At 55.4% G+C, this 18313-nt stretch carries 21 protein-coding genes and 1 pseudogene; 5 read left to right on the forward strand and 17 right to left on the reverse strand.

The window, feature by feature from the left end:
* The first annotated feature begins 219 nt into the window (after nucleotides 1-219).
* Complete coding sequence (locus ACKI5T_RS02050; RefSeq protein WP_407435218.1) at nucleotides 220-1119, forward strand: EamA family transporter; 900 nt, start codon at nucleotides 220-222, stop codon at nucleotides 1117-1119.
* On the opposite strand, the gene ACKI5T_RS02055 is transcribed toward ACKI5T_RS02050, so the two are convergent.
* The 14 genes from ACKI5T_RS02055 to ACKI5T_RS02120 form a co-directional block, all read right to left on the reverse strand.
* Nucleotides 1116-1379 carry a Txe/YoeB family addiction module toxin gene (locus ACKI5T_RS02055; RefSeq protein WP_407435220.1) on the reverse strand — a complete coding sequence of 88 codons (264 nt, stop codon included), beginning with the start codon at nucleotides 1377-1379 and terminating at the stop codon, nucleotides 1116-1118. The two genes, ACKI5T_RS02050 and ACKI5T_RS02055, sit on opposite strands and share 4 nt — an antisense overlap.
* Complete coding sequence (locus tag ACKI5T_RS02060) at nucleotides 1348-1623, reverse strand: type II toxin-antitoxin system Phd/YefM family antitoxin (protein ID WP_407435222.1); 276 nt, start codon at nucleotides 1621-1623, stop codon at nucleotides 1348-1350. The genes ACKI5T_RS02055 and ACKI5T_RS02060 overlap by 32 nt, the downstream gene beginning before the upstream one ends.
* Nucleotides 1624-1702: 79 nt before the next feature.
* On the reverse strand, nucleotides 1703-2893 hold the full coding sequence (gene nepI, locus ACKI5T_RS02065; RefSeq protein ID WP_407435224.1) for a purine ribonucleoside efflux pump NepI: 1191 nt from the start codon (nucleotides 2891-2893) through the stop codon (nucleotides 1703-1705).
* A gap of 171 nt (nucleotides 2894-3064) precedes the next feature.
* Nucleotides 3065-3517 carry a DUF1198 domain-containing protein gene (locus ACKI5T_RS02070; RefSeq protein WP_407435226.1) on the reverse strand — a complete coding sequence of 151 codons (453 nt, stop codon included), beginning with the start codon at nucleotides 3515-3517 and terminating at the stop codon, nucleotides 3065-3067.
* A gap of 191 nt (nucleotides 3518-3708) precedes the next feature.
* Nucleotides 3709-5100, reverse strand: a complete 1392-nt coding sequence (gene uhpT, locus ACKI5T_RS02075; protein ID WP_407435227.1) for a hexose-6-phosphate:phosphate antiporter — start codon at nucleotides 5098-5100, stop codon at nucleotides 3709-3711.
* Nucleotides 5101-5242: 142 nt separating this feature from the next.
* The gene (locus tag ACKI5T_RS02080; RefSeq protein ID WP_407435308.1) at nucleotides 5243-6571 is read right to left on the reverse strand and encodes an MFS transporter; all 1329 of its coding nucleotides are present in this window, start codon (nucleotides 6569-6571) and stop codon (nucleotides 5243-5245) included.
* Between the two features lie 9 nt (nucleotides 6572-6580).
* Nucleotides 6581-8080, reverse strand: a complete 1500-nt coding sequence (uhpB, locus tag ACKI5T_RS02085; protein ID WP_407435229.1) for a signal transduction histidine-protein kinase/phosphatase UhpB — start codon at nucleotides 8078-8080, stop codon at nucleotides 6581-6583.
* A complete protein-coding gene (gene uhpA, locus ACKI5T_RS02090) occupies nucleotides 8077-8670 on the reverse strand; it encodes a transcriptional regulator UhpA (protein WP_011915295.1) in 594 nt (197 codons plus the stop codon). Before uhpA ends, uhpB begins: the two co-directional genes overlap by 4 nt.
* A 72-nt stretch (nucleotides 8671-8742) precedes the next feature.
* Nucleotides 8743-9030, reverse strand: coding sequence for an acetolactate synthase small subunit (ilvN, locus tag ACKI5T_RS02095; protein WP_011915294.1), 288 nt, complete (start codon nucleotides 9028-9030; stop codon nucleotides 8743-8745).
* A 3-nt stretch (nucleotides 9031-9033) separates the two neighbouring features.
* A complete protein-coding gene (gene ilvB / locus ACKI5T_RS02100; RefSeq protein WP_407435231.1) occupies nucleotides 9034-10722 on the reverse strand; it encodes an acetolactate synthase large subunit in 1689 nt (562 codons plus the stop codon).
* A 106-nt stretch (nucleotides 10723-10828) separates the two neighbouring features.
* Nucleotides 10829-10927: an ilvB operon leader peptide IvbL gene (gene ivbL / locus ACKI5T_RS02105; RefSeq protein ID WP_057979964.1), complete on the reverse strand. Its 99-nt coding sequence runs from the start codon at nucleotides 10925-10927 to the stop codon at nucleotides 10829-10831.
* A 107-nt stretch (nucleotides 10928-11034) separates the two neighbouring features.
* Nucleotides 11035-11514 (reverse strand): Hcp family type VI secretion system effector, encoded by a 480-nt coding sequence (locus ACKI5T_RS02110; protein WP_407435232.1) that lies wholly within the window; start codon nucleotides 11512-11514, stop codon nucleotides 11035-11037.
* Nucleotides 11515-11710: 196 nt separating this feature from the next.
* Nucleotides 11711-11935 carry a hypothetical protein gene (locus ACKI5T_RS02115; protein ID WP_407435234.1) on the reverse strand — a complete coding sequence of 75 codons (225 nt, stop codon included), beginning with the start codon at nucleotides 11933-11935 and terminating at the stop codon, nucleotides 11711-11713.
* A complete protein-coding gene (locus tag ACKI5T_RS02120; protein WP_407435236.1) occupies nucleotides 11920-12423 on the reverse strand; it encodes a hypothetical protein in 504 nt (167 codons plus the stop codon). Before ACKI5T_RS02120 ends, ACKI5T_RS02115 begins: the two co-directional genes overlap by 16 nt.
* Nucleotides 12424-13143: 720 nt before the next feature.
* Here ACKI5T_RS02120 and tisB point away from each other — a divergent pair.
* The 3 genes from tisB to emrD all read left to right on the forward strand — a co-directional run bounded on the left by tisB (nucleotide 13144) and on the right by emrD (nucleotide 15123).
* Nucleotides 13144-13233 (forward strand): type I toxin-antitoxin system toxin TisB, encoded by a 90-nt coding sequence (gene tisB, locus ACKI5T_RS02125; RefSeq protein ID WP_119936442.1) that lies wholly within the window; start codon nucleotides 13144-13146, stop codon nucleotides 13231-13233.
* A gap of 64 nt (nucleotides 13234-13297) precedes the next feature.
* Nucleotides 13298-13744 carry a GNAT family N-acetyltransferase gene (locus ACKI5T_RS02130; protein ID WP_011915292.1) on the forward strand — a complete coding sequence of 149 codons (447 nt, stop codon included), beginning with the start codon at nucleotides 13298-13300 and terminating at the stop codon, nucleotides 13742-13744.
* A gap of 194 nt (nucleotides 13745-13938) precedes the next feature.
* Nucleotides 13939-15123 (forward strand): multidrug efflux MFS transporter EmrD, encoded by a 1185-nt coding sequence (emrD, locus tag ACKI5T_RS02135; RefSeq protein WP_407435238.1) that lies wholly within the window; start codon nucleotides 13939-13941, stop codon nucleotides 15121-15123.
* On the opposite strand, the gene ACKI5T_RS02140 is transcribed toward emrD, so the two are convergent.
* Nucleotides 15026-16114 carry a cellulase family glycosylhydrolase gene (locus ACKI5T_RS02140; RefSeq protein ID WP_407435240.1) on the reverse strand — a complete coding sequence of 363 codons (1089 nt, stop codon included), beginning with the start codon at nucleotides 16112-16114 and terminating at the stop codon, nucleotides 15026-15028. The genes emrD and ACKI5T_RS02140 overlap by 98 nt on opposite strands.
* A 93-nt stretch (nucleotides 16115-16207) precedes the next feature.
* On the opposite strand from ACKI5T_RS02140, the pseudogene dsdA reads away from it, so the two are divergent.
* Nucleotides 16208-17512 (forward strand): annotated as a pseudogene (dsdA, locus tag ACKI5T_RS02145) (D-serine ammonia-lyase).
* Between the two features lie 65 nt (nucleotides 17513-17577).
* Here the strand turns inward: dsdA and ACKI5T_RS02150 are convergent.
* A complete protein-coding gene (locus tag ACKI5T_RS02150; protein WP_407435241.1) occupies nucleotides 17578-17934 on the reverse strand; it encodes a DUF202 domain-containing protein in 357 nt (118 codons plus the stop codon).
* Nucleotides 17924-18271: a YidH family protein gene (locus ACKI5T_RS02155; RefSeq protein WP_011915287.1), complete on the reverse strand. Its 348-nt coding sequence runs from the start codon at nucleotides 18269-18271 to the stop codon at nucleotides 17924-17926. Before ACKI5T_RS02155 ends, ACKI5T_RS02150 begins: the two co-directional genes overlap by 11 nt.
* Nucleotides 18272-18313: the final 42 nt, after the last annotated feature.

The following is an 18313-nucleotide window of genomic DNA, read 5'->3' on the forward strand; positions in this document are numbered from 1 at the left end:
GGAAAACTGATGCCACGCCATGAGCTCACCCGCGGGCTTGAAAACCCAGAGGGCTAACGGGCTGTGGCATCAGGTCAAACGCATTGACAGTTTACCCGTCTGTTGACGGGGAACTGAAGTGACTTTAAACATACAAGGGCACCAGACCGCAGCCCATCAGGCAAAATCCCATGCTATGCTGTTGGCCGAAAAAGAGACCAACACATCGCAGGGGAGAACATGGGTTCCACACGAAAAGGGATGCTAAACGTCCTGATTGCCGCCGTTTTATGGGGTAGCTCAGGGGTTTGCGCGCAGTACATCATGGAGAAAAGCCAGATCTCCTCGCCATATCTCACCATGATCCGCCTGCTGTTCACCGGCGTGATTCTGCTGACATTATCCTTCGTCCACGGCGACAAAATTTTCTCGGTCATCAAAAATCGCAAAGACGCCATCAGCCTGCTGATTTTCTCGCTTTTCGGCGCACTGGTCGTCCAGCTCACCTTCCTGGTGACGATTGAAAAATCCAACGCCGCCACCGCCACCGTGCTGCAATTTTTATCACCAACCATTATCGTGGCGTGGTTCGCGCTGGTACGTAAAAAGCGTCCTGGGATATTTGTCTTCGCGGCAATTATGACGTCGCTTATCGGCACGTTTCTGCTGGTCACGCACGGCGATCCGACATCGCTGACCATCTCTCCGGCCGCGCTCGCCTGGGGTATCGCTTCGGCCTTTGCCGCCGCGTTTTACACCACCTATCCTTCCACCCTGATTGCCCGTTACGGCACGCTGCCGATTGTTGGCTGGAGTATGCTGCTGGCGGGGCTGATGCTGACGCCGTTCTACGCCGGACGCGGAACCACATTTGTGATTGACGGTAGCTTGCTGCTGGCGTTTTTCTATCTGGTGGTGATTGGCACGGCGCTGACTTTCAGTCTGTATCTGAAAGGCGCGCAGATGATCGGCGGACCTAAAGCGAGCATTTTGAGCTGCGCCGAGCCGCTGAGCAGCGCGCTGCTTTCCGTGTTGCTATTAGGCGTGGCGTTTTCACTGCCGGACTGGCTGGGGACGTTCTTGATTGTTTCGTCGGTTGTGCTGATTTCGATGGATTCGAGACGGCGCATTAAGCACTAGTAATGGTAGCGGCACATCACGATGGTGAGAGCGCTATCCGTCACGCTATAGACCAGGCGGTCAGTATCGTTAATGCGGCGGGACCAGTAGCCTGACAGATTTCCTCGCAGAGGCTCTGGTTTGCCAAGCCCAGTAAAAGGTTGACGTTGCGCATCCTCAATCAGTTTATTGATTCTGCGTAGCGTTTTCCTGTCCTGCTCCTGCCACCACACATAATCATCCCAGCCGTTATCGGTCCAGGTGAGTAGCCTGTTCATCAATAATGTCCCGTTCCGTGGTTTGACCGCTGTTCACCTGAGCAATGGACTCCATCAGTCGCGTAGCGTTGGCTGGAGAACTCATCAGATGGATTGTTTCCATCATTGAGTTGTAGTGCTGAAGCGACATCACCACCGCGTCTCCACCGTTACGGCGGCTGATAATAGTGGTTTCAACGTTATCGTTGACGTCATCTAAGACATCTTTCAAGCGGCTTCGCGCTTCGGTAAAAGTGACAACCTGCATAATGCCTCCTGTACAAGTTACGGTACAAGTATAAGGAACTGGCGGTTATTAATCAACCAGACCTCAGATTGGGAAGGGGCTACTTCGCCTTCACTTTTCCCGCCACCAGCAGCGCGGTGAGCAACATCAGCGTGCCGGAAAGCACCAACGGTGACGTCAGCCCTAAATTATCCAACGCGTAACCTCCTACTGCCGCACCACAAGTATTCGCCAGCTGAATGACGGCCACCTGAATAGACCCGGCTTTTTCTGCCTGATCGGCAAGAGAACGGGTGATCCACGTTGACCAGCCAACTGGCACCAGCGCAAAGGCAAAACCCCAGATAATCGCAATCGCAGACGCCACCCACTTATCGCTCCCCCAGAAAATCAGCACGGCTGCGCTTATCGCCAGCACCAGCGGTGCCCCTGCCAGCGCCACTTTCAGCGAGAGTTTAAGAAACTGTGCCGACAGCGACGTACCGACAAAACTGGCGATACCAAAGCTCAACAGCACAAGGGTCAGGCCGTCGACATCAAAGCCAGAAAGCGTAGTGAAAATCGGACGGATATAGGTAAAGAACGCAAACTGCCCGGCAAAGGCCATAAAGATGGCGGTCATCCCCGCCAGCACGCCAGGGCGTTTGAGCAGGCTAAACATGTTTTCTTTATGATGCGCAGGCTCACCCGGCAGCGACGGCAACGCTTTCCACACCCAGAAAATACATAACACACCCATCACCGCAGCGCCGTTAAACACATTACGCCAACCAATAATTCCGCCGAGGAAACTGCCCAGCGGTGCGGCGATCACCAGCGCAATGGAGACCGCACCAAAGATAACGGACAGCGCTTTTGGCACTTTGCGCGCTGGCACCAGGCGCATCGTCAGCGATGCCGACATCGCCCAGAATCCGCCTAACCCTAACCCCAGGCAGGCTCGGCCCAACAGCAGCAGGGTAAAGCTATTGGCAAACGACACCAGTACGCAGGAAAGTGTTAACAACACCGCGAATAAAATGACCACTTTGCGGCGATCAATAGTCCCGATGACCTGGGTGATAAACAGGCTGGCGAACATCGCGACAAAAGCGGTGACGGTAACGGACTGACCGGCCACGCCTTCGGAAATCCCGAGATCCTGCGCCATCGGCGTGAGCAGGCTAACCGGCAAAAATTCCACGGTAATCAGGCAGGCGACGCAAAACGCCACGGAGAAAACCGCGGACCAGTTTGGGCGCGAGACCTCTTTGGCATGCGGTGTGGGCGTTGATTGGGTCTGTTCTGTCATGGCGTTACCTGGTGATAAACGTGCGGAAAAGTCGCACAGTTTACCACCAAAAGTGTGACCAATTTAACGTTTTGACAACTTTTGTGCTTTTCCTGGGCGGCGCGGCCATCCCATTTTGATGCCTGCGCATTGCCAGACAAGACGGATAGCGCTTTCGTGCAGCCGATGAAATCAGTGCAAAAAGAACACGCCCTCTTCCGGCAGGAACAATTGGTTATAGCGCAGCTGGAAAGCGTTCAGCTCATGCGCTTCAGGCTCCATGTCGCGCATAAACCCCAGCGCCAGGCGGATTTGCGCGTCGGTTATCGGCGCAGCCAGACGCGCTTTGCGCAGCAGTCGATGCCAGGTTTGCAGATTCTCATCGCTACCATCAACGATGCAAACCTGCCAGATCAGCAATACCTGCGCGGCATTTTGCAGATGGGCCTCATCCGGACGCTCAAGATAGCGGATAAACTCATTGCCTGCGGTTTTACCAAACTGATCAATCATGGATTCCAGCGGCACGGGCGTGATACCTAAACGTTCACTTAACCGTTTGATTGCGCGGCGCGAATCGGACGTCAGGATGCGAAATCCAACGATAAACACCACTGCGAGGGTGGCCAGCATTATCCAGACCATGCGTTCTCCTTAATTTTAGCTGCTCATGATATCGGGAAACGCGCGGGGTCAACAGCAGGCGAGATAATAATAGTGAACGGGAAAAAACTGGAAAGGTATCGAAAACAGATTCGGCAGGCTTGAAGCGCGGCGCTCCGGTCAAAAGGCATAAAAAAGCCCGGCGATCAGCCGGGCAAAGCATTACTGCATACTCAAGCCATTTTCAGTCGTTGGAGACGTTTCTCGCGGCGGATTTTGCGCTCTTCCAGGACGGCGACCATCGCCATCAGGCAGATACAGGCGATCGCGGCGGCGTCCAGCGCGGCAAAGGTGCCCGCCCAGCCAGTCAGACCGAAAATTGGGGTGCCGTCGGCAATCATACCGAGGCCTAATTTCGCGAAGCTGTCGCCGATCAGATAGGCGAAGGTGCCCTTAATCCCATCGGCAGCGCCGATCGCTTTTTTCGGCACAAATCCGACGGCCGCGACGCCAATCAACAGCTGCGGGCCAAACACCAGGAAGCCGAGCGCGAACAACGACGCCAGATACACATACTGATTGCTGGCGTGCTGATAAACACCGAGCGTGGCGATGATCAGTGCCAGCGCCACACACGCTACCAGCGCGCGGCGACCGTTCGCCAGATCCGACAGCCAACCCCACAGCAGCGTACCGACCAGCGCGCCCACTTCAAACAGGGTAAAGCCCTGAATCGCCACCTCTTTGGACAATTTCAGTTCCTGGAAGGCGTACACGGTGGACCACTGGTCGATACCGATGCGCACCACGTACAGGAAAATATTGGAGAAACACAGCAGCCAGATGACTTTGTTTTTCAGCACATACTCCACGAAGATCTGCCATTTGGTCATCGACTCATCTTCGGCTTCTTTGTCTTCTTCGCTCAGCTCTTCGTCAAACAGCTCTTCCGCTTTGCCCAGGCCATAGGATTCCGGGGAGTCGCTGCCGTAGCGCAGGCCGATAAAGCCGACAATCAGCGCGATAATCGACGGGAAGATAAACATACCGATGACGTGACCGTCGAACAGGACGTTTGCGCCAAACAGCGCCACGCCTGCTGCACCCGCCCCGCCCAGGTTGTGGGAGATATTCCACATGCCGAGGTAAGACCCACGCTTGCGGCGCGGCGTCCATTTAGTGATGGTCGAATAGCTGCACGACCCGCCGGTACTCTGGAAGAATCCGCTCAGGGCGTAGAAAGCGATCATCATAAACAGGCTGACTGACCCGGTGCCCATGCTGGCGCTAAAGCCGAGCATACAAATGGCAGAGAGGATCAGCATGAACGGCAGGAACTGCTTGGTATTTTTGCCGTCCGCGTAGTAGGAAACGACGGTTTTCCCCACGCCGTAGGTGATGGAAAAGCCCAGGCCGATCATCCCCAGCTGCGTCATGCTCAGCCCGTAGGTGGTGATCATGTCGTTCTGCGCGATGTTGAAGTTTTTGCGGATCAGATACATGGTCAGGTAGCCAATAAAGACCACCAGATAGGACTGCATGAACGGCTTAAACCACATCTTGCGCCGCACATCGAGCGGCAGATCCAGGGTCGGCTTGCGCACCTGGTTGAGGAAGGCCAGCATGGGTATCTCCTGAGCTGATTTTTAGTCCTGCGAATGGCTGGCATTGTAAAAATCAGCGGGGAAACTCGCCTGAGACAGCGTCCAGGCGAAACCGAGAAAATTTCTTAGTTTTGCCCCGGTTGGGGCGAAAAGGTGAGGCACATCACGCTTCGTTCAGCGCGCGCGGGGCTTGAGCATTCAAAAATGGCAACAACAGCAGGGCAGAAATCCCTGCTGCGATGGCGATAACCGCAAAGAAACCGCTCCAGTGCCAGACGTCGATCACTCGCGCCAGCGGCCAGCCGGAAAGCGACGCCCCCAAATAGGCAAACAGTCCGACGAATCCCGTTGCCGCGCCCGCCGCCTCTTTGTGCGAACACTCGGCTGCGGCCATGCCGATCAGCATTTGCGGGCCGAACACGAAGAAACCGGTGGTGAAGAAACACGCCGCCTGCATCACGTAGCTGGCGAACGGCATCAGCCATAGCGAACCAACGGAGAGCAAAATCCCGGCGGCAAAAATCAGGTTCATCGGGCCACGATTGCCGTTGAAGAGTTTGTCCGATCCCCAACCTGCCACCAGCGCGCCGATAAACCCGCCCAGCTCGAACATCGTCACTGCCGAGTTGGCCGTGACCAGGTCCACGCCCAGCGTCTCGGACATGTACAGATTGCCCCAGTCGTTGATCGCCGCACGCACCACGTAAACCAGCACATAGCACAGCGACAGCAGCCAGATGTACGGGTTTTTCAGCACGTATTTGGTGAGGATCTCTTTGCGGGTGAGTCCCGCACCTTCCTGCTGCTGAGCGATTTCCATTTCGTCGTGCCGCCAGTCGCCCACCTCCGGCAGACCGACGGTTTGCGGCCTGTCGCGCAGACGCCAGCACAAGAACAGCCCGGCGAAAATCGCCAGCCCGCCCGCAATCATCATCCCCGCGCGCCAGCCGTAGTGCAGCGCAGCGGCACCCACCACCATCGGGATCAACGCCCCGCCGACGTTATGCGCGGTGTTCCAGATCGCCCACCAGCCGCCGCGCTCGTTACGCGAATACCAGGTGGTCAGCAGACGGGCGCACACTGGCGCGCCCCATCCCTGGAAAAAGGCGTTCAGCGCCCATAGCAACGCAAACGCCCACAGCGACGTCGAAAAGCCGAACAGGATATTCACCACGCCGGTGGCAATCAGCCCAAGACCCATAAAATAGCGGGCGTTGGAGCGGTCGCTGACGATGCCGGAGAAAAACTTCGACAGCCCATAAGTGATGTAAAACAGCGTTGCCAGCAGGCCGATGTCGGTGCGCGTCATCACGCCGCTGGCAAGGATTTCCGGCGCGGCGGCGTTGAAGCTTTTACGGGTGAAGTAGAACAGCGCGTAGCCGAGCCAGATGGTCATCAAAATATGGCGTCGCCAGTAGCGATAGCGCGCGTCGATTTCCGCTTTATCGCCCATCGGCGCGGCGTTTGCAGGCGTTTTTAGGAAGGTAAACATCATCGGTCCTTAGGCAACGCGTCGCGGCAAACTGACGCTGACGCGCGTGCCGTGGGTACATGAAATCGCCAGCGTGCCGCCAAGCGCCGTGACGCGCTCGCGCATCCCCGCCAGGCCAAAGCCCTGCTGGCCGGAACCCGGCGGCAGGCCGCAGCCATCGTCTTCGATAAGCAGCATTAAGCGCTCATCCTGTTGCCAGCCCTTTAGCGTCACCGCGCTGGCGTTGGCGTGCTTGACGATATTATTCAGTCCTTCCTGACAAACGCGAAACAGCGTCACGCGCTGGCCTTCGCTCAGGGTTGATTCGTCAATGCGCCAGTCGAGATGGCTGACGATACCGCGGCTTTCCAGCTCCATCTCGCGCATCAGAGAACGCACCGCCAGCTCCAGCGACAGGTCGTCGAGCTGGCGCGGACGCAGCCGCCCAAGCAGACGCCGCACCGAATCGTACACCCCGAGCGAGAGCTGCTCGATATGCGCCCCGCTCTGGATCACGCCGCCGTTTTCCGGCGCCAGGCGCTGAACAATCCCCGCCTGAGTGCGGATGGCGGTGATCGTCTGGCCGATATCGTCGTGCAGTTCACGCGCCACTTCCTGCCGCACGCTCTCTTCGGTTTCGACCAGCCGTTCTGCCAGACGTCGGTTGCGCGCCAGCTCGTTTTGTAATGACTGATTGAGTTCACGCAGGCGCTGAATACCCGCGCCCAGCAGCAGCCCGGTCAGGCTTTGCGCCAGCAGCGAGAGCAATAAATCGACGGGATGATCGTGCCAGGTCTGGCTGGCAATCAGGGCGATCGCGTTCATCAGCGTGGCGATCAGCGCCCCCTGCCAGCCGTAGTGCCACGCCAGCGCAATAATCGGCAGCGCCAGACAAAACGGCGTAAAGCGCGAAAGTTCAGCAGGCAGCCCCAGCTGCAACCACAGGCTGACCACAAACAGCAGCAGATACCAGATCAGATGCCGAGCGCGCCAGTTCACCGGCTGGGAAACCAGCGCAGGTCCCAGCGGCTGCCAGACGGTGCTGGTGAGGTAGTGCCAGATCACGAGGCAAGTGGGCGCGAGCGTCAACCCACCGGTCAGGGTCAGCAGCAAAGCGTTGAGCATTTCTTGCTGGCCGATCCACGGCAGTGACTGTAACAGTGCGGCGGCAATCAGCGCCGCGCCCTGCCACAGCAAGGTGCGCCAGTCGCGCTGGTGGCGATAGCGTGAGATCAGCGCCACGGGCAGTAACGTCAATACGCCGCCGAGAATCAGCAAAGGCAGATGCGCAAGTGCCACTTCCTGTGCGAGCCAGAACAGCAGCAACCATTCCGCGCCCAGCAACACGGGCCAGTAGCCGCGCGGGCATTGCAGCATCAGCCCGAGGCGCAGGCCAAATGGGAAAAGCAACACTGCCAGTTCTGGCCGTTCGACCAGATGCAGGCTGATGCTCCACAGGCAAAACCAGGCAGCAGAGAAGATAAAGAAGCTGGCGACACCGGAGACCAGTCGCGAGAAAAAGGGATTCATTGCCAGCCGTCAAACATACGGCGCGCCAGCTCGACGTCGTTGCTGACGTCGAGTTTTTCCATCAGGTTGGCGCGGTGGACGTGAACCGTTTTAGGCGATAACCCCAGCTCGACGGCGATTTCTTTCACCGCCATTCCCTGCGCCAGTTTTTCTGCCACCTGTCGCTCGCGTTTCGTCAGCGGATCCTGACGCCCCGCCGCAAGCTTAATGGCGATCTCCGGTGTCAGATAACAGCCGCCCGCCGCCACGGTGCGCACCGCAGAAATCAGTTCATCCGGGCTACAGCGTTTAGACAGAAACCCGCGCGCTCCGGCGTTAAGCGCCTGTTCCACCAGCGCCGGACTGTCGTGCACCGAGAGCATAATGGTCGATAGGCCTTTCGGCAGTTGGCTGAGCAATTCCAGCCCGGAGAGATCCGGCATCGAAATATCGCAAATACACACCTGCACCCCGCGCCCCGGCAGGCCCGCCAGCGCTTCGCGGCCCGAACCAAATTCGGCGACGACCTGAAAATCCGGCTCCAGGCTCAGAAGCTGGGCAAAACCGGAGCGGACGATAAGGTGATCGTCGATAAGCGCGATGGTGGTCATGAGGTATTCCTGGCGGATAAAAAACGCGCTTACCTTAACGATAAGCGCGTGGGTGTTCAAGCTATGAGCGATTTATTCGAAGAAGACGGAAATCTTGTTAAACATCGTCGGGTCGGACTGGTTGCGCACCACTTTGGTCACATCTTCCAGTTTATCGATCTGGGCCATCATCTGTTCGAGGCGCTGATCGTCATTCACTAAGAGCCAGATGCGGCTCTGTTCGCTGCCCTGAATCGGCAAGCAGAGAATGCCTTCGACGTTAAATGCACGACGGGCAAACAGCCCGCAGACGTGGGTCATGACGCCAGGGTGGTTGCGGACGGTGAGTTCCAGAATGACGTTATCATGTTGCTTCTGCATGGTTTATTCCCCCACCATTTCAGTATTGGCCGCACCTGGTGGGACCATCGGATAGACTTTTTGCTGTGGATCGATACGCACGTGAATCAGCGCTGGTCCTGGGCGCGAAATCGCCGCCTGCAACGCCGCGTGCGGATCGGCTTCCGCGTTCAAATCGCAGGCGTGCAGACCAAAGCCTGCGGCGATCTGCATAAAGTTGATCATCCCCGGATAGGTCGCAGCAAACACGCCCTGCTTGTAGAACAGGCTCTGCTGCTGATGCACCAGACCCAGCGCTTCGTTGTTCATCAGAATGATTTTTACGTCTAACTGGTTTTCAGCCGCCGTCGCCATTTCCTGAATGTTCATCATCAGGCTACCGTCGCCGGAGAAGCAAATCACTTTGCGATCCGGATTGGCCAGCGCCGCGCCAACCGCCGCAGGCAGACCAAAGCCCATCGTCCCCAACCCGCCGGACGTCAACCACTGGCGCGGACGGTTCAGCGGATAAGCCTGCGCGGTCCACATCTGGTGCTGACCCACGTCGGTGGTGATGATGGCGCTGTCGTCAACGCAGGTGGCCACGGCGTTGATCAGCCCGTAATGGCTCAGCGGATCGCCTTCGGTCGGGATCGCGCTCGGGAACTCCCGTTGCAAATCGGCCACCAGCTGGCACCATTCTGTGTTTTCAGTGGCATGGGTTTGCGGAATTAACTGCGCCAGAACCTCGGCCACATCGCCCTGAATCGCCACGTGCGGCTGCTTAATTTTGCCCAGCTCAGAGCGATCGATGTCGACGTGAATGATTTTGGCGTTCGGGCAGAACTGCTCGGTTTTACCAATCGCCCGGTCATCAAAACGTGCACCGAGAACAATCAACAAATCAGACTCTTGCAGTATATAGTTAGTGCTGCGCGCGCCGTGCATCCCCAGCATGCCCAACGAGAGCGGGTGCGCTTTGGGCAGCATGCCCAGCGCCATTAAGGTCATGGTGGTTGGCAGATGGGCTTTTTCAGCAAATTCGCGAACGGCTTCAGACGCGTCAATGGCGCCACCACCTAAATAGAGCACCGGCCGTTTGGCCGCGTTAATCATCGCCGCCGCGTCACGTATGCTGTCGGCGCTAAATTCCGGCGCGGCCGCACGGTCACCCGGCTCCGGGAAAACGTCGATATCGATTTCAGCGGTTTGCACATCCTTAGGAATGTCTATCCACACCGGGCCTGGGCGGCCGGATTGTGCGATACGAAACGCATCGCTAATAACCTGCGGTAATTCAGCGATATCGCGAACTAAATAGTTATGTTTGGTGATGGGGATAGAGATGCCGTAGGTGTCGACTTCCTGGAACGCATCGGTGCCGATCATCGAAGAAGGGACCTGGCCGGTGATACAAATCAGCGGGATGGAGTCGAGACGCGCATCGGCGATGGCGGTGACCAGGTTGGTCGCGCCCGGCCCGCTACAGGCCATGCAGACTGCCGGTTTGCCCTGTGTGCGCGCCATACCTTGCGCGATAAAACCTGCGCCCTGTTCGTGACGTGCCAGTACATGGCGGATTTGCGTGCTTTGGCTTAACGCGTCATACAGCGGAAGAACGGTGCCGCCCGGAATGCCCGCAACGATGGTAATGCCCTGTCGTTCCAGTAAGTGAACGATTAACTGCGCGCCCGTAAAGCGCGTCTTTGAGGATGTTGTGCCCGAACTTGCCATGCTCCAGTCCTTTTCTTCTGAGCCAGCTTTCCGGGGGAGGGTCTAAACGAAAAACCCCGCCCGGTTTGCGCCGGCGGGGTTTTGGATTCGTGTGTTGATCCAGTCCCTACGGCGCATTGCCGACGACCACCACCACACGCACGACGACCACTGCGGCAGGTTGCGCAGTTTTTAGTAGGGTCGAAGTGAAGATGGATGAAGTCATTGGGGACCTGTGTTTGGAATCATTGATTGAATTTATACAAACACAGGTTTTCGGGCGTGACAATGGAAATATTTTCATCTGAGTAAAAATGCGTCAGAGATCACGTTTCAGTACGTTGCTCGCTCATTCCAGGAGTCACTATAGATGACATTGCCGTCGCAATGCTTCCAGGTGATTTTCTCGTAGCGTATGAGAACCATTTCAAGGTGTGTTCCGGTGTTTGCGCCGGGATACAGGTCTGGTGTGATTGAAGCTATTTTCACATTTTCCAGGAGGATATTAAAATATTCCTGTTCGAAACCCGCCTCATTAATCTGATACATCTTAAAGGTGGCTAACTGGAGCGTTCTTCCCGTGCTCAGCGCGCGAAAGAGAAGCGGAGTTACACGATCAAATTCTTTCTGGAACATGATGGGCATGTGTATACGCGTGCCCGTCAATTTCGCGGTATTCCCGTCGACTGGGATGTTGACATTATGAGTGAATGATTTGAGTTCAATTGCACCTTCACGCCCTAACACAACGCAAGGGCCAATCATGGGAGAACCATTTTCATCTGTTAAAAATAAATAAGCTGGGTTTGACATATAAAGTCATTTTTATAAAACTTAATCGTACTTATCAAAGCGGTCGAAAATTATCGGATGAACAATAATAAATACAATGATAGAAATGAATGTTAGTAATACCCAGTGGTTAGGCACCAACCACAGAAACAAAGAGGCGCACGCAAAAATATAAACAGGGAATAAAACATCCGCAAATAGAATTGATAACAGACTCTTAAACATGCCCCTTGTCCTTTAAGTCGTTATAAATTGCATCGAAATCCTTATAGAATCCCATTTGAACCTTATTAATGAATTCAGACAGGAAAGGCTCAAAAAAGTAGTAAAGCATCTCCAGTTGTGTGGCATACAGGGTCGCGTAATACTTAGGGTCCTGCGTTTTCAGGCGACGGGCAGCAAGAGCGCACTTCTGTTCCGTTCCAATCAATTGAAGCGCCATGACAACGTTAGGTACGCGGCGTGCAAGCCGCTCGACGACAATTTCAGACAGCAAGCCTGATTCGGAAAGGGATTTGGCCAGCCCCATGCTATCGCTAAACGCGCGGCCTTGCTGGTCGGTATGTTATTAACAAGCCCGGTTACTTTTGAATCCATCTTTCGAACGCGATTTTGTTCATTTCCATTTTCAGAATCGGTAATAACACTTTCAAAATAAAGATAGAGCATGTGTGCTATCACATCGCGATAACGGTAAAGCGAGAGAATGGAGAGATACATCCTCTTTTCTTCTGAGAGAAGCTCGTCACACACATCGTGATAGCTGGGGATTAAGCATGATGAGTACCAGCTCACACGTTCCATTCCTGAGTAAATATCAGAGCCGATCCCCTTTAATGCTCTCCATGTTCCTGCAACACCTTGCTGTCCATAAATAGCCAACTGCCTGTCGCTCTGGAACTTCATCTTTAAATAATCAGATGCTTGCATAATTTATCCACACAATGATTGCGGCTATAGAAATATACATTGAAAAGTCCAGAAATTCAAACCGGTAAAGTTGTCTTACATAAACATTCACATAAAAAAAAAGTTATCTCGATTTTATTTATTACGATTATGGGCGAAACAGGTTTATTACTTGAGGGGCATTAGCGGTTTATATTAGTTCACACATTTAGCACTGTTATCATTACAAAATGAGTCTAATATCTATTCATAAATAGAGTTGCTTAAGCGATCCTGGCTAGTTCACAGCGAAGCCAAATAGCAGAACCCTCCTTTATCCAGCAGTTTTTTATGGCCAGACCAGAAAACAAAAAACCCCGCCTAAGCGAGGTTTTTATCAGGGTTTTGCAGTTGGTCGCCGCAGAACACACTGTGTTACGTCAACGCAAAAAGTATACGCGATCGCAGACGAACGCGCAATTCAGGCACGGATTTTGACGTTTTTGAGTATGGATCGGCTTCACGTTTTTGTCCATAAAATACTGTTCATGCATACAGCATTTATCTATACTGAGGGTGTTCGCAGTGAGCGAGGGGGCCGCAGTTCTACCGGCGCAACGAAGTCCTGGCTGAAACGGGTGGTGCCGTCAGTGCCTTAACCCCCTGAAGTGAGCACACTGTGTTACGTCAATCCAGGTGCTGGCCACAGGCGGCGGAAAGGTTCGCCAGCATCGTGCTCCTTTTAACCAAAAGGAGACGCGTATGGGCGTCGTGGATATGGTCATACTTATCCTCAAACTCATTGTTGCTGTACTGCAACTGCTTGATGCTGTCCTGAAATACGTTCGGTAATTCAGGTTCAAGTCGCACCTGAGAGGGGCGGGCAACCGCCCCTCTTTAATCACGAGGGAATGCTATGTCGCGTTTGTTAATTGAACCTATTACGCCTGATGAACCGGGCTATATCGCTCTAAAGGCAGAAAGCCTCGCGCTACATTTCAACATGCTGCGCAGGCTCGAAGAGAACTGGCAGCGCGGCGAAAACCGCTTCAACGCGCCGGGTGAAAAGCTGCTGGGCGCCTTTCTTAACGGGAAGCTGGTCGGCGTGTGCGGAATTAACCGCGATCCCTTTAGCCAGCAGCCTCGGGCGGGGCGCATTCGTCATCTGTACATCAGCGAAAAGTGCCGCGGTCTGGGGATCGGCAAACAGCTGCTTGCCGTGGTGATGGCCGATGCCAGCATCTGGTTTGATTTCCTCAATACCCACGCGCCAGAGGCTGCGTACGGATTTTACCATCGTGCCGGGTTTAACCTGGTCGCCGATGAGCCGCGCATCACCCACCGCCTTTTTTGCGCGGTATAACGCGCCCGTTTACCGTAGCCTGCTGGCAACATAAGTTGCCGAGCATTGTTTATAAATCCTGCCTTTCCCCGCTCAATCATTCACCTTTGCAATGATTAATTTGTCGCGTCTGTGTGGTAGATTCCACGCGAATTTACGGCAAAATGCAGTCACTTATTCTTCATTTATCACTTTTGGCGAACGTATTGAGCGACATGAAAAAACAACGGAACGTTAATTTACTGTTGATGCTGGTGTTACTGGTGGCTGTCGGTCAGATGGCGCAAACCATTTATATTCCGGCCATTGCAGACATAGCAAAGGATCTCAGCGTGCGCGAAGGCGCGGTCCAGAGCGTGATGGCTGCCTATCTGCTCACCTATGGCGTATCGCAACTCTTCTACGGTCCGCTTTCCGACCGCGTCGGGCGTCGTCCGGTAATTCTGGTTGGGATGTCGATTTTCATGCTCGCCACAGCGATTGCCATGACGACACACAGCCTGCCCCTTCTGATTGCCGCCAGCGCGCTGCAAGGCATGGGAACCGGCGTGGGCGGCGTGATGGCCCGAACGCTGCCGCGCGATATGTATCAAGGCACGCAGCTGCGCCACGCTAACAGCCTGCTGAACATGGGCATTTTGGTCAGTCCGTTGCTGGCTCCGCTGATTGGCGGCGTGCTGGACAGCATCTGGTCATGGCGCGCCTGTTACGCTTTCCTGCTGATACTGTGCATCATCGTCACGTTCAGCATGGCGCGCTGGATGCCCGAGACGCGTCCGACTGGCGCGCCGCGCACAAAACTTATCGCCAACTATAAAACGCTTTTCGGTAACGGGGCGTTCAGCTGTTATCTGCTGATGTTAATTGGTGGTCTGGCGGGCATTGCGGTGTTCGAGGCCTGCTCCGGCGTGCTGTTGGGCGCGGGTTTGGGTCTGAGCAGTATGGTGGTAAGTATTCTGTTTATCCTGCCGATTCCGGCGGCATTTTTTGGCGCATGGTTCGCCGGTCGCCCGAATAAGCGCTTTTCGACGCTGATGTGGCAATCGGTGCTCAGCTGCTTGCTGGCCGGCGTGATGATGTGGATCCCCGGGTTGCTTGGCGTGATGACGGTCTGGACGCTGCTGATCCCCGCCGCGCTGTTCTTCTTTGGCGCAGGCATGCTGTTCCCGCTGGCCACCAGCGGCGCGATGGAGCCGTTTCCCTTCCTCGCTGGCACCGCGGGCGCGCTGGTGGGCGGCTTACAAAATATCGGTTCCGGCGCGCTGGCCTGGCTTTCAGCGATGATGCCACAGACCGGTCAGGCTAGCCTTGGCCTGCTGATGACACTGATGGGGCTACTGATTTTACTTTGCTGGCTACCGCTGGCGTCACGTGAGCCGCATCACGAGCAGATGGTTTAACCGCATGATGGTCCGGCATCTCGTCGGGCTTTTCGCAAACCGGTGTCATCATCACCTGCAATAACGGTTCTGGTGCCGACCGCCACGCCCCCTCTTCCCCGTCATAAAACTGAAAATCCGCGTTGATGGCGTAGGGAATTTTGGCCTGTTGAAGCTCGCAAGCCATAAAGCTGGCGAATGCCATCTGTTCCACCGACGGCGTCAGGCGGCTGGATTCACCCACGCCCCAACCGCCCACCCAACTGACGTGTCCGGTTTTTTGCTGCCAGCGCAGCGCCGCATTGATCCGGCTACGAATAGCCGATTTCTCTGCCGCCGTACCCGACGTCCACGGGTATTTGCCGTTATTTTTGAGCGGTCCCCACGGGAAGATATGCCATTCAGCCAGCACATAGTTTTGGCTGTGTGCGGGGAGTTTCAGGCTGGACAGGTCCTCCGGTGCCGCGCGTAAGCGCGGAGCGACAAAAATCATTCTTTGCGCATCGATGCCGTGAACGGTTTTGATCGTTTTTTCGTAGACGCGATTCAGGGAAGCCAGATTGTGATTCAGCTTATCCGCCGGCTCATAAATCAGGTCAAACCCCAGCAACGGCGAGCTTTTCTCGAAGTAGTGCGCCACGGCAATCCACCAGTTCACCACCTCTTTTTCGTTTTCCGCTTTCGGGTCATTTTTATATTCATCAGCCTGATAGGCGATAATCGGAATGACGCCGTAGTGATCGCAGGCCTCCACCAGTTTGCGAAGATGGATCAGACGCGCTTCCGTGGGTTCACCCGCCACGCGAATGCGGACATGGGTAAAACCTTTCGCACGAAAATCGCGGACCACCAGCGGATCAAACTCACGGATACCGCGCTCGGTGCGTGCCCAGTCAACGTCGATACCCACGCCGAGCTGCTGCGCATAGCGCGCAGCCGTCAGCGGGGGATCGGCAGCAAAACAGAAGCCTGCAGAGAAAATGAGCGCAGCAGCAATCAACGGTTTTAACACGGTTAACCTTGCGTAAAATCGAAAGCAATACTCTGTATTTAGCACGCTTTTTCGTGAATGGTGTAGAGTCAAAGCGAACTTATTCTGAGAAAAATGATGAATACAACTGCAATCAGCCCGCTCATCGCCCAGTTTCCTTTGGTCGACGATCTTATCGCCCTGAAAGAGACAACCTGGTTTAATCCGCGCACCGCTACGCTTGCCGAGGGTTTGCCGCATGTGGGTCTCACACAGACGGATGTTGACGATGCCCATGCGCGTCTGGCGCGTTTTGCACCGTATCTGGCAACAGCATTTCCAGAAACGGCTGAGAAAAACGGCATTATCGAATCTGACGTGGTGGCTATCCCTTCCATGCATAAGCGCCTGGAAAAGGCATCTGGTGAAAAAATCCCTGGCACGCTGCTGCTAAAAAAGGACAGCCACCTGCCCATTTCCGGCTCCATCAAAGCCCGTGGCGGGATTTACGAAGTGCTGACCCATGCCGAAAAACTGGCGCTTGGAGCCGGATTGCTGTCGTTAACCGACGATTACCGCGTTTTACTGGAACCGCGCTTTACGGGTTTTTTCAGCAACTACAGCATCGCCGTCGGGTCCACCGGTAATCTGGGCATGTCGATCGGGATCATGAGCGCGCGCATCGGCTTTAAGGTGACGGTGCATATGTCCGCCGACGCCCGCGAATGGAAAAAGGCGAAACTACGCAGCCATGGCGTAGAAGTGGTTGAGTATGAACAGGATTACGGCGTCGCCGTTGAGTAGGGGCGTAAAGCCGCCGAAAGCGATCCGAACTGTTTCTTTATCGATGACGAAAACTCGCGCACGCTGTTTTTAGGCTATGCGGTGGCGGGCGCGCGTTTGAAAGCGCAATTCGCAGCGCAGGGACGGGTCGTGGATGCGGAACATCCGCTGTTTGTCTATCTGCCGTGTGGCGTCGGCGGCGGTCCCGGTGGTGTCGCGTTCGGGCTGAAGCTGGCGTTTGGGGATAACGTTCACTGTTTCTTTGCCGAGCCAACGCATTCGCCTTGCATGCTGTTAGGCGTTTACACCGGCCTGCACGACGAAATTGCGGTGCAGGATCTGGGGATCGATAACGTAACGGCGGCGGACGGGCTGGCCGTGGGGCGTGCGTCGGGATTTGTGGGCCGCGCGATGGAGCGCCTGCTGGACGGATTCTACACCCTGTCAGATCAGAGTATGTACGACATGCTGAGCTGGCTGGCGCAGGAAGAAGGCATCCAGCTTGAGCCGTCAGCGCTGGCGGGTATGGCCGGGCCGATTCGCGTCTCAGCGAGCAAAAAATACGTGCTGGATAAAACAACACACCTGGTCTGGGCGACCGGCGGCGGCATGGTTCCGCAGGATGAGATGGCAAAATATCTTGCGAAGGGAAGATGATTTTTCTGTGGCTGGCGTATTTCTTTTCTGGAGAGCATCAGCCGCACAGGTTTAACGCCTGGGGTTTATGTTCCTAAAAACAGAAAGATTTGCTGTATGTGCGTGACCGCAAACAGTAATGCGAGAGAGAGCACTGCGAGAGCAATCAGGAATTTGTCACGCACGGCTTTCGGCTGCACGAAATCAGCGTGATTCACGTCCATCACATTGCGGCTGCGGGTGTAGCGCCACAAAATAACCCCGACCAAGGCCAGCACTACCATCGATATCCAGAACGGCAGCCCCGTACGATGCCAGTTGTGCTTGATCGCCAGCGCAATCAGCGCGCCGTAACCCAGCATTGTGCGCAGCCAGGCGAGTGAAGTGCGCTCCGGTTGCAGGCCGGGATCGGCCTCGCGCCGCGCTTTGCGGCTATCCACCATAAAACACCAGCGCCATTACCACGGCCGCTACCGACAGCAACATCACGCTGATGATAAACAGCCCGCGCGTATAGGGCAGGTCTTGCTTCAGGCGCATCGCTTTTTCATTGCGCAGCCAGCGCAGATACCCGTAGATCGCCAGGATGCCTGCGAACAGGCAGAGCAGTAACGCCAGCACTTCGCGAATCAGCGGGGTGGCGAAATCCGGGGCGAGCTGATCCAGCCCAACGCCCGCCGCCAGAAAGCCCAGCGCAGTGCGGATCCACGCCAAAAATGTACGTTCGTTTGCCAGCGAAAAGCGATAATCGGGCGCTTCGCCGAAGCGGGAAATTCTCATGAAAACTCCTTGTCGTGCCGCATGCTGGCCTCAGCATAGCGT

This window comes from Lelliottia sp., assembly GCF_045627565.1.
Lineage (GTDB): Bacteria > Pseudomonadota > Gammaproteobacteria > Enterobacterales > Enterobacteriaceae > Enterobacter.

Coding starts and splice junctions, on each gene's coding strand:
- ACKI5T_RS02050 (WP_407435218.1), top strand. CDS start 220: ATGGGTTCCACACGAAAAGGGATGCTAAACGTCCTGATTGCCGCCGTT.
- ACKI5T_RS02060 (WP_407435222.1), bottom strand. CDS start 1,623: ATGCAGGTTGTCACTTTTACCGAAGCGCGAAGCCGCTTGAAAGATGTC.
- nepI (WP_407435224.1), bottom strand. CDS start 2,893: ATGACAGAACAGACCCAATCAACGCCCACACCGCATGCCAAAGAGGTC.
- ACKI5T_RS02070 (WP_407435226.1), bottom strand. CDS start 3,517: ATGGTCTGGATAATGCTGGCCACCCTCGCAGTGGTGTTTATCGTTGGA.
- uhpT (WP_407435227.1), bottom strand. CDS start 5,100: ATGCTGGCCTTCCTCAACCAGGTGCGCAAGCCGACCCTGGATCTGCCG.
- ACKI5T_RS02080 (WP_407435308.1), bottom strand. CDS start 6,571: ATGTTTACCTTCCTAAAAACGCCTGCAAACGCCGCGCCGATGGGCGAT.
- uhpB (WP_407435229.1), bottom strand. CDS start 8,080: ATGAATCCCTTTTTCTCGCGACTGGTCTCCGGTGTCGCCAGCTTCTTT.
- uhpA (WP_011915295.1), bottom strand. CDS start 8,670: ATGACCACCATCGCGCTTATCGACGATCACCTTATCGTCCGCTCCGGT.
- ilvN (WP_011915294.1), bottom strand. CDS start 9,030: ATGCAGAAGCAACATGATAACGTCATTCTGGAACTCACCGTCCGCAAC.
- ilvB (WP_407435231.1), bottom strand. CDS start 10,722: ATGGCAAGTTCGGGCACAACATCCTCAAAGACGCGCTTTACGGGCGCG.
- ivbL (WP_057979964.1), bottom strand. CDS start 10,927: ATGACTTCATCCATCTTCACTTCGACCCTACTAAAAACTGCGCAACCT.
- ACKI5T_RS02110 (WP_407435232.1), bottom strand. CDS start 11,514: ATGTCAAACCCAGCTTATTTATTTTTAACAGATGAAAATGGTTCTCCC.
- ACKI5T_RS02115 (WP_407435234.1), bottom strand. CDS start 11,935: ATGGCGCTTCAATTGATTGGAACGGAACAGAAGTGCGCTCTTGCTGCC.
- ACKI5T_RS02120 (WP_407435236.1), bottom strand. CDS start 12,423: ATGCAAGCATCTGATTATTTAAAGATGAAGTTCCAGAGCGACAGGCAG.
- tisB (WP_119936442.1), top strand. CDS start 13,144: ATGGGCGTCGTGGATATGGTCATACTTATCCTCAAACTCATTGTTGCT.
- ACKI5T_RS02130 (WP_011915292.1), top strand. CDS start 13,298: ATGTCGCGTTTGTTAATTGAACCTATTACGCCTGATGAACCGGGCTAT.
- emrD (WP_407435238.1), top strand. CDS start 13,939: ATGAAAAAACAACGGAACGTTAATTTACTGTTGATGCTGGTGTTACTG.
- ACKI5T_RS02150 (WP_407435241.1), bottom strand. CDS start 17,934: ATGGTGGATAGCCGCAAAGCGCGGCGCGAGGCCGATCCCGGCCTGCAA.
- ACKI5T_RS02155 (WP_011915287.1), bottom strand. CDS start 18,271: ATGAGAATTTCCCGCTTCGGCGAAGCGCCCGATTATCGCTTTTCGCTG.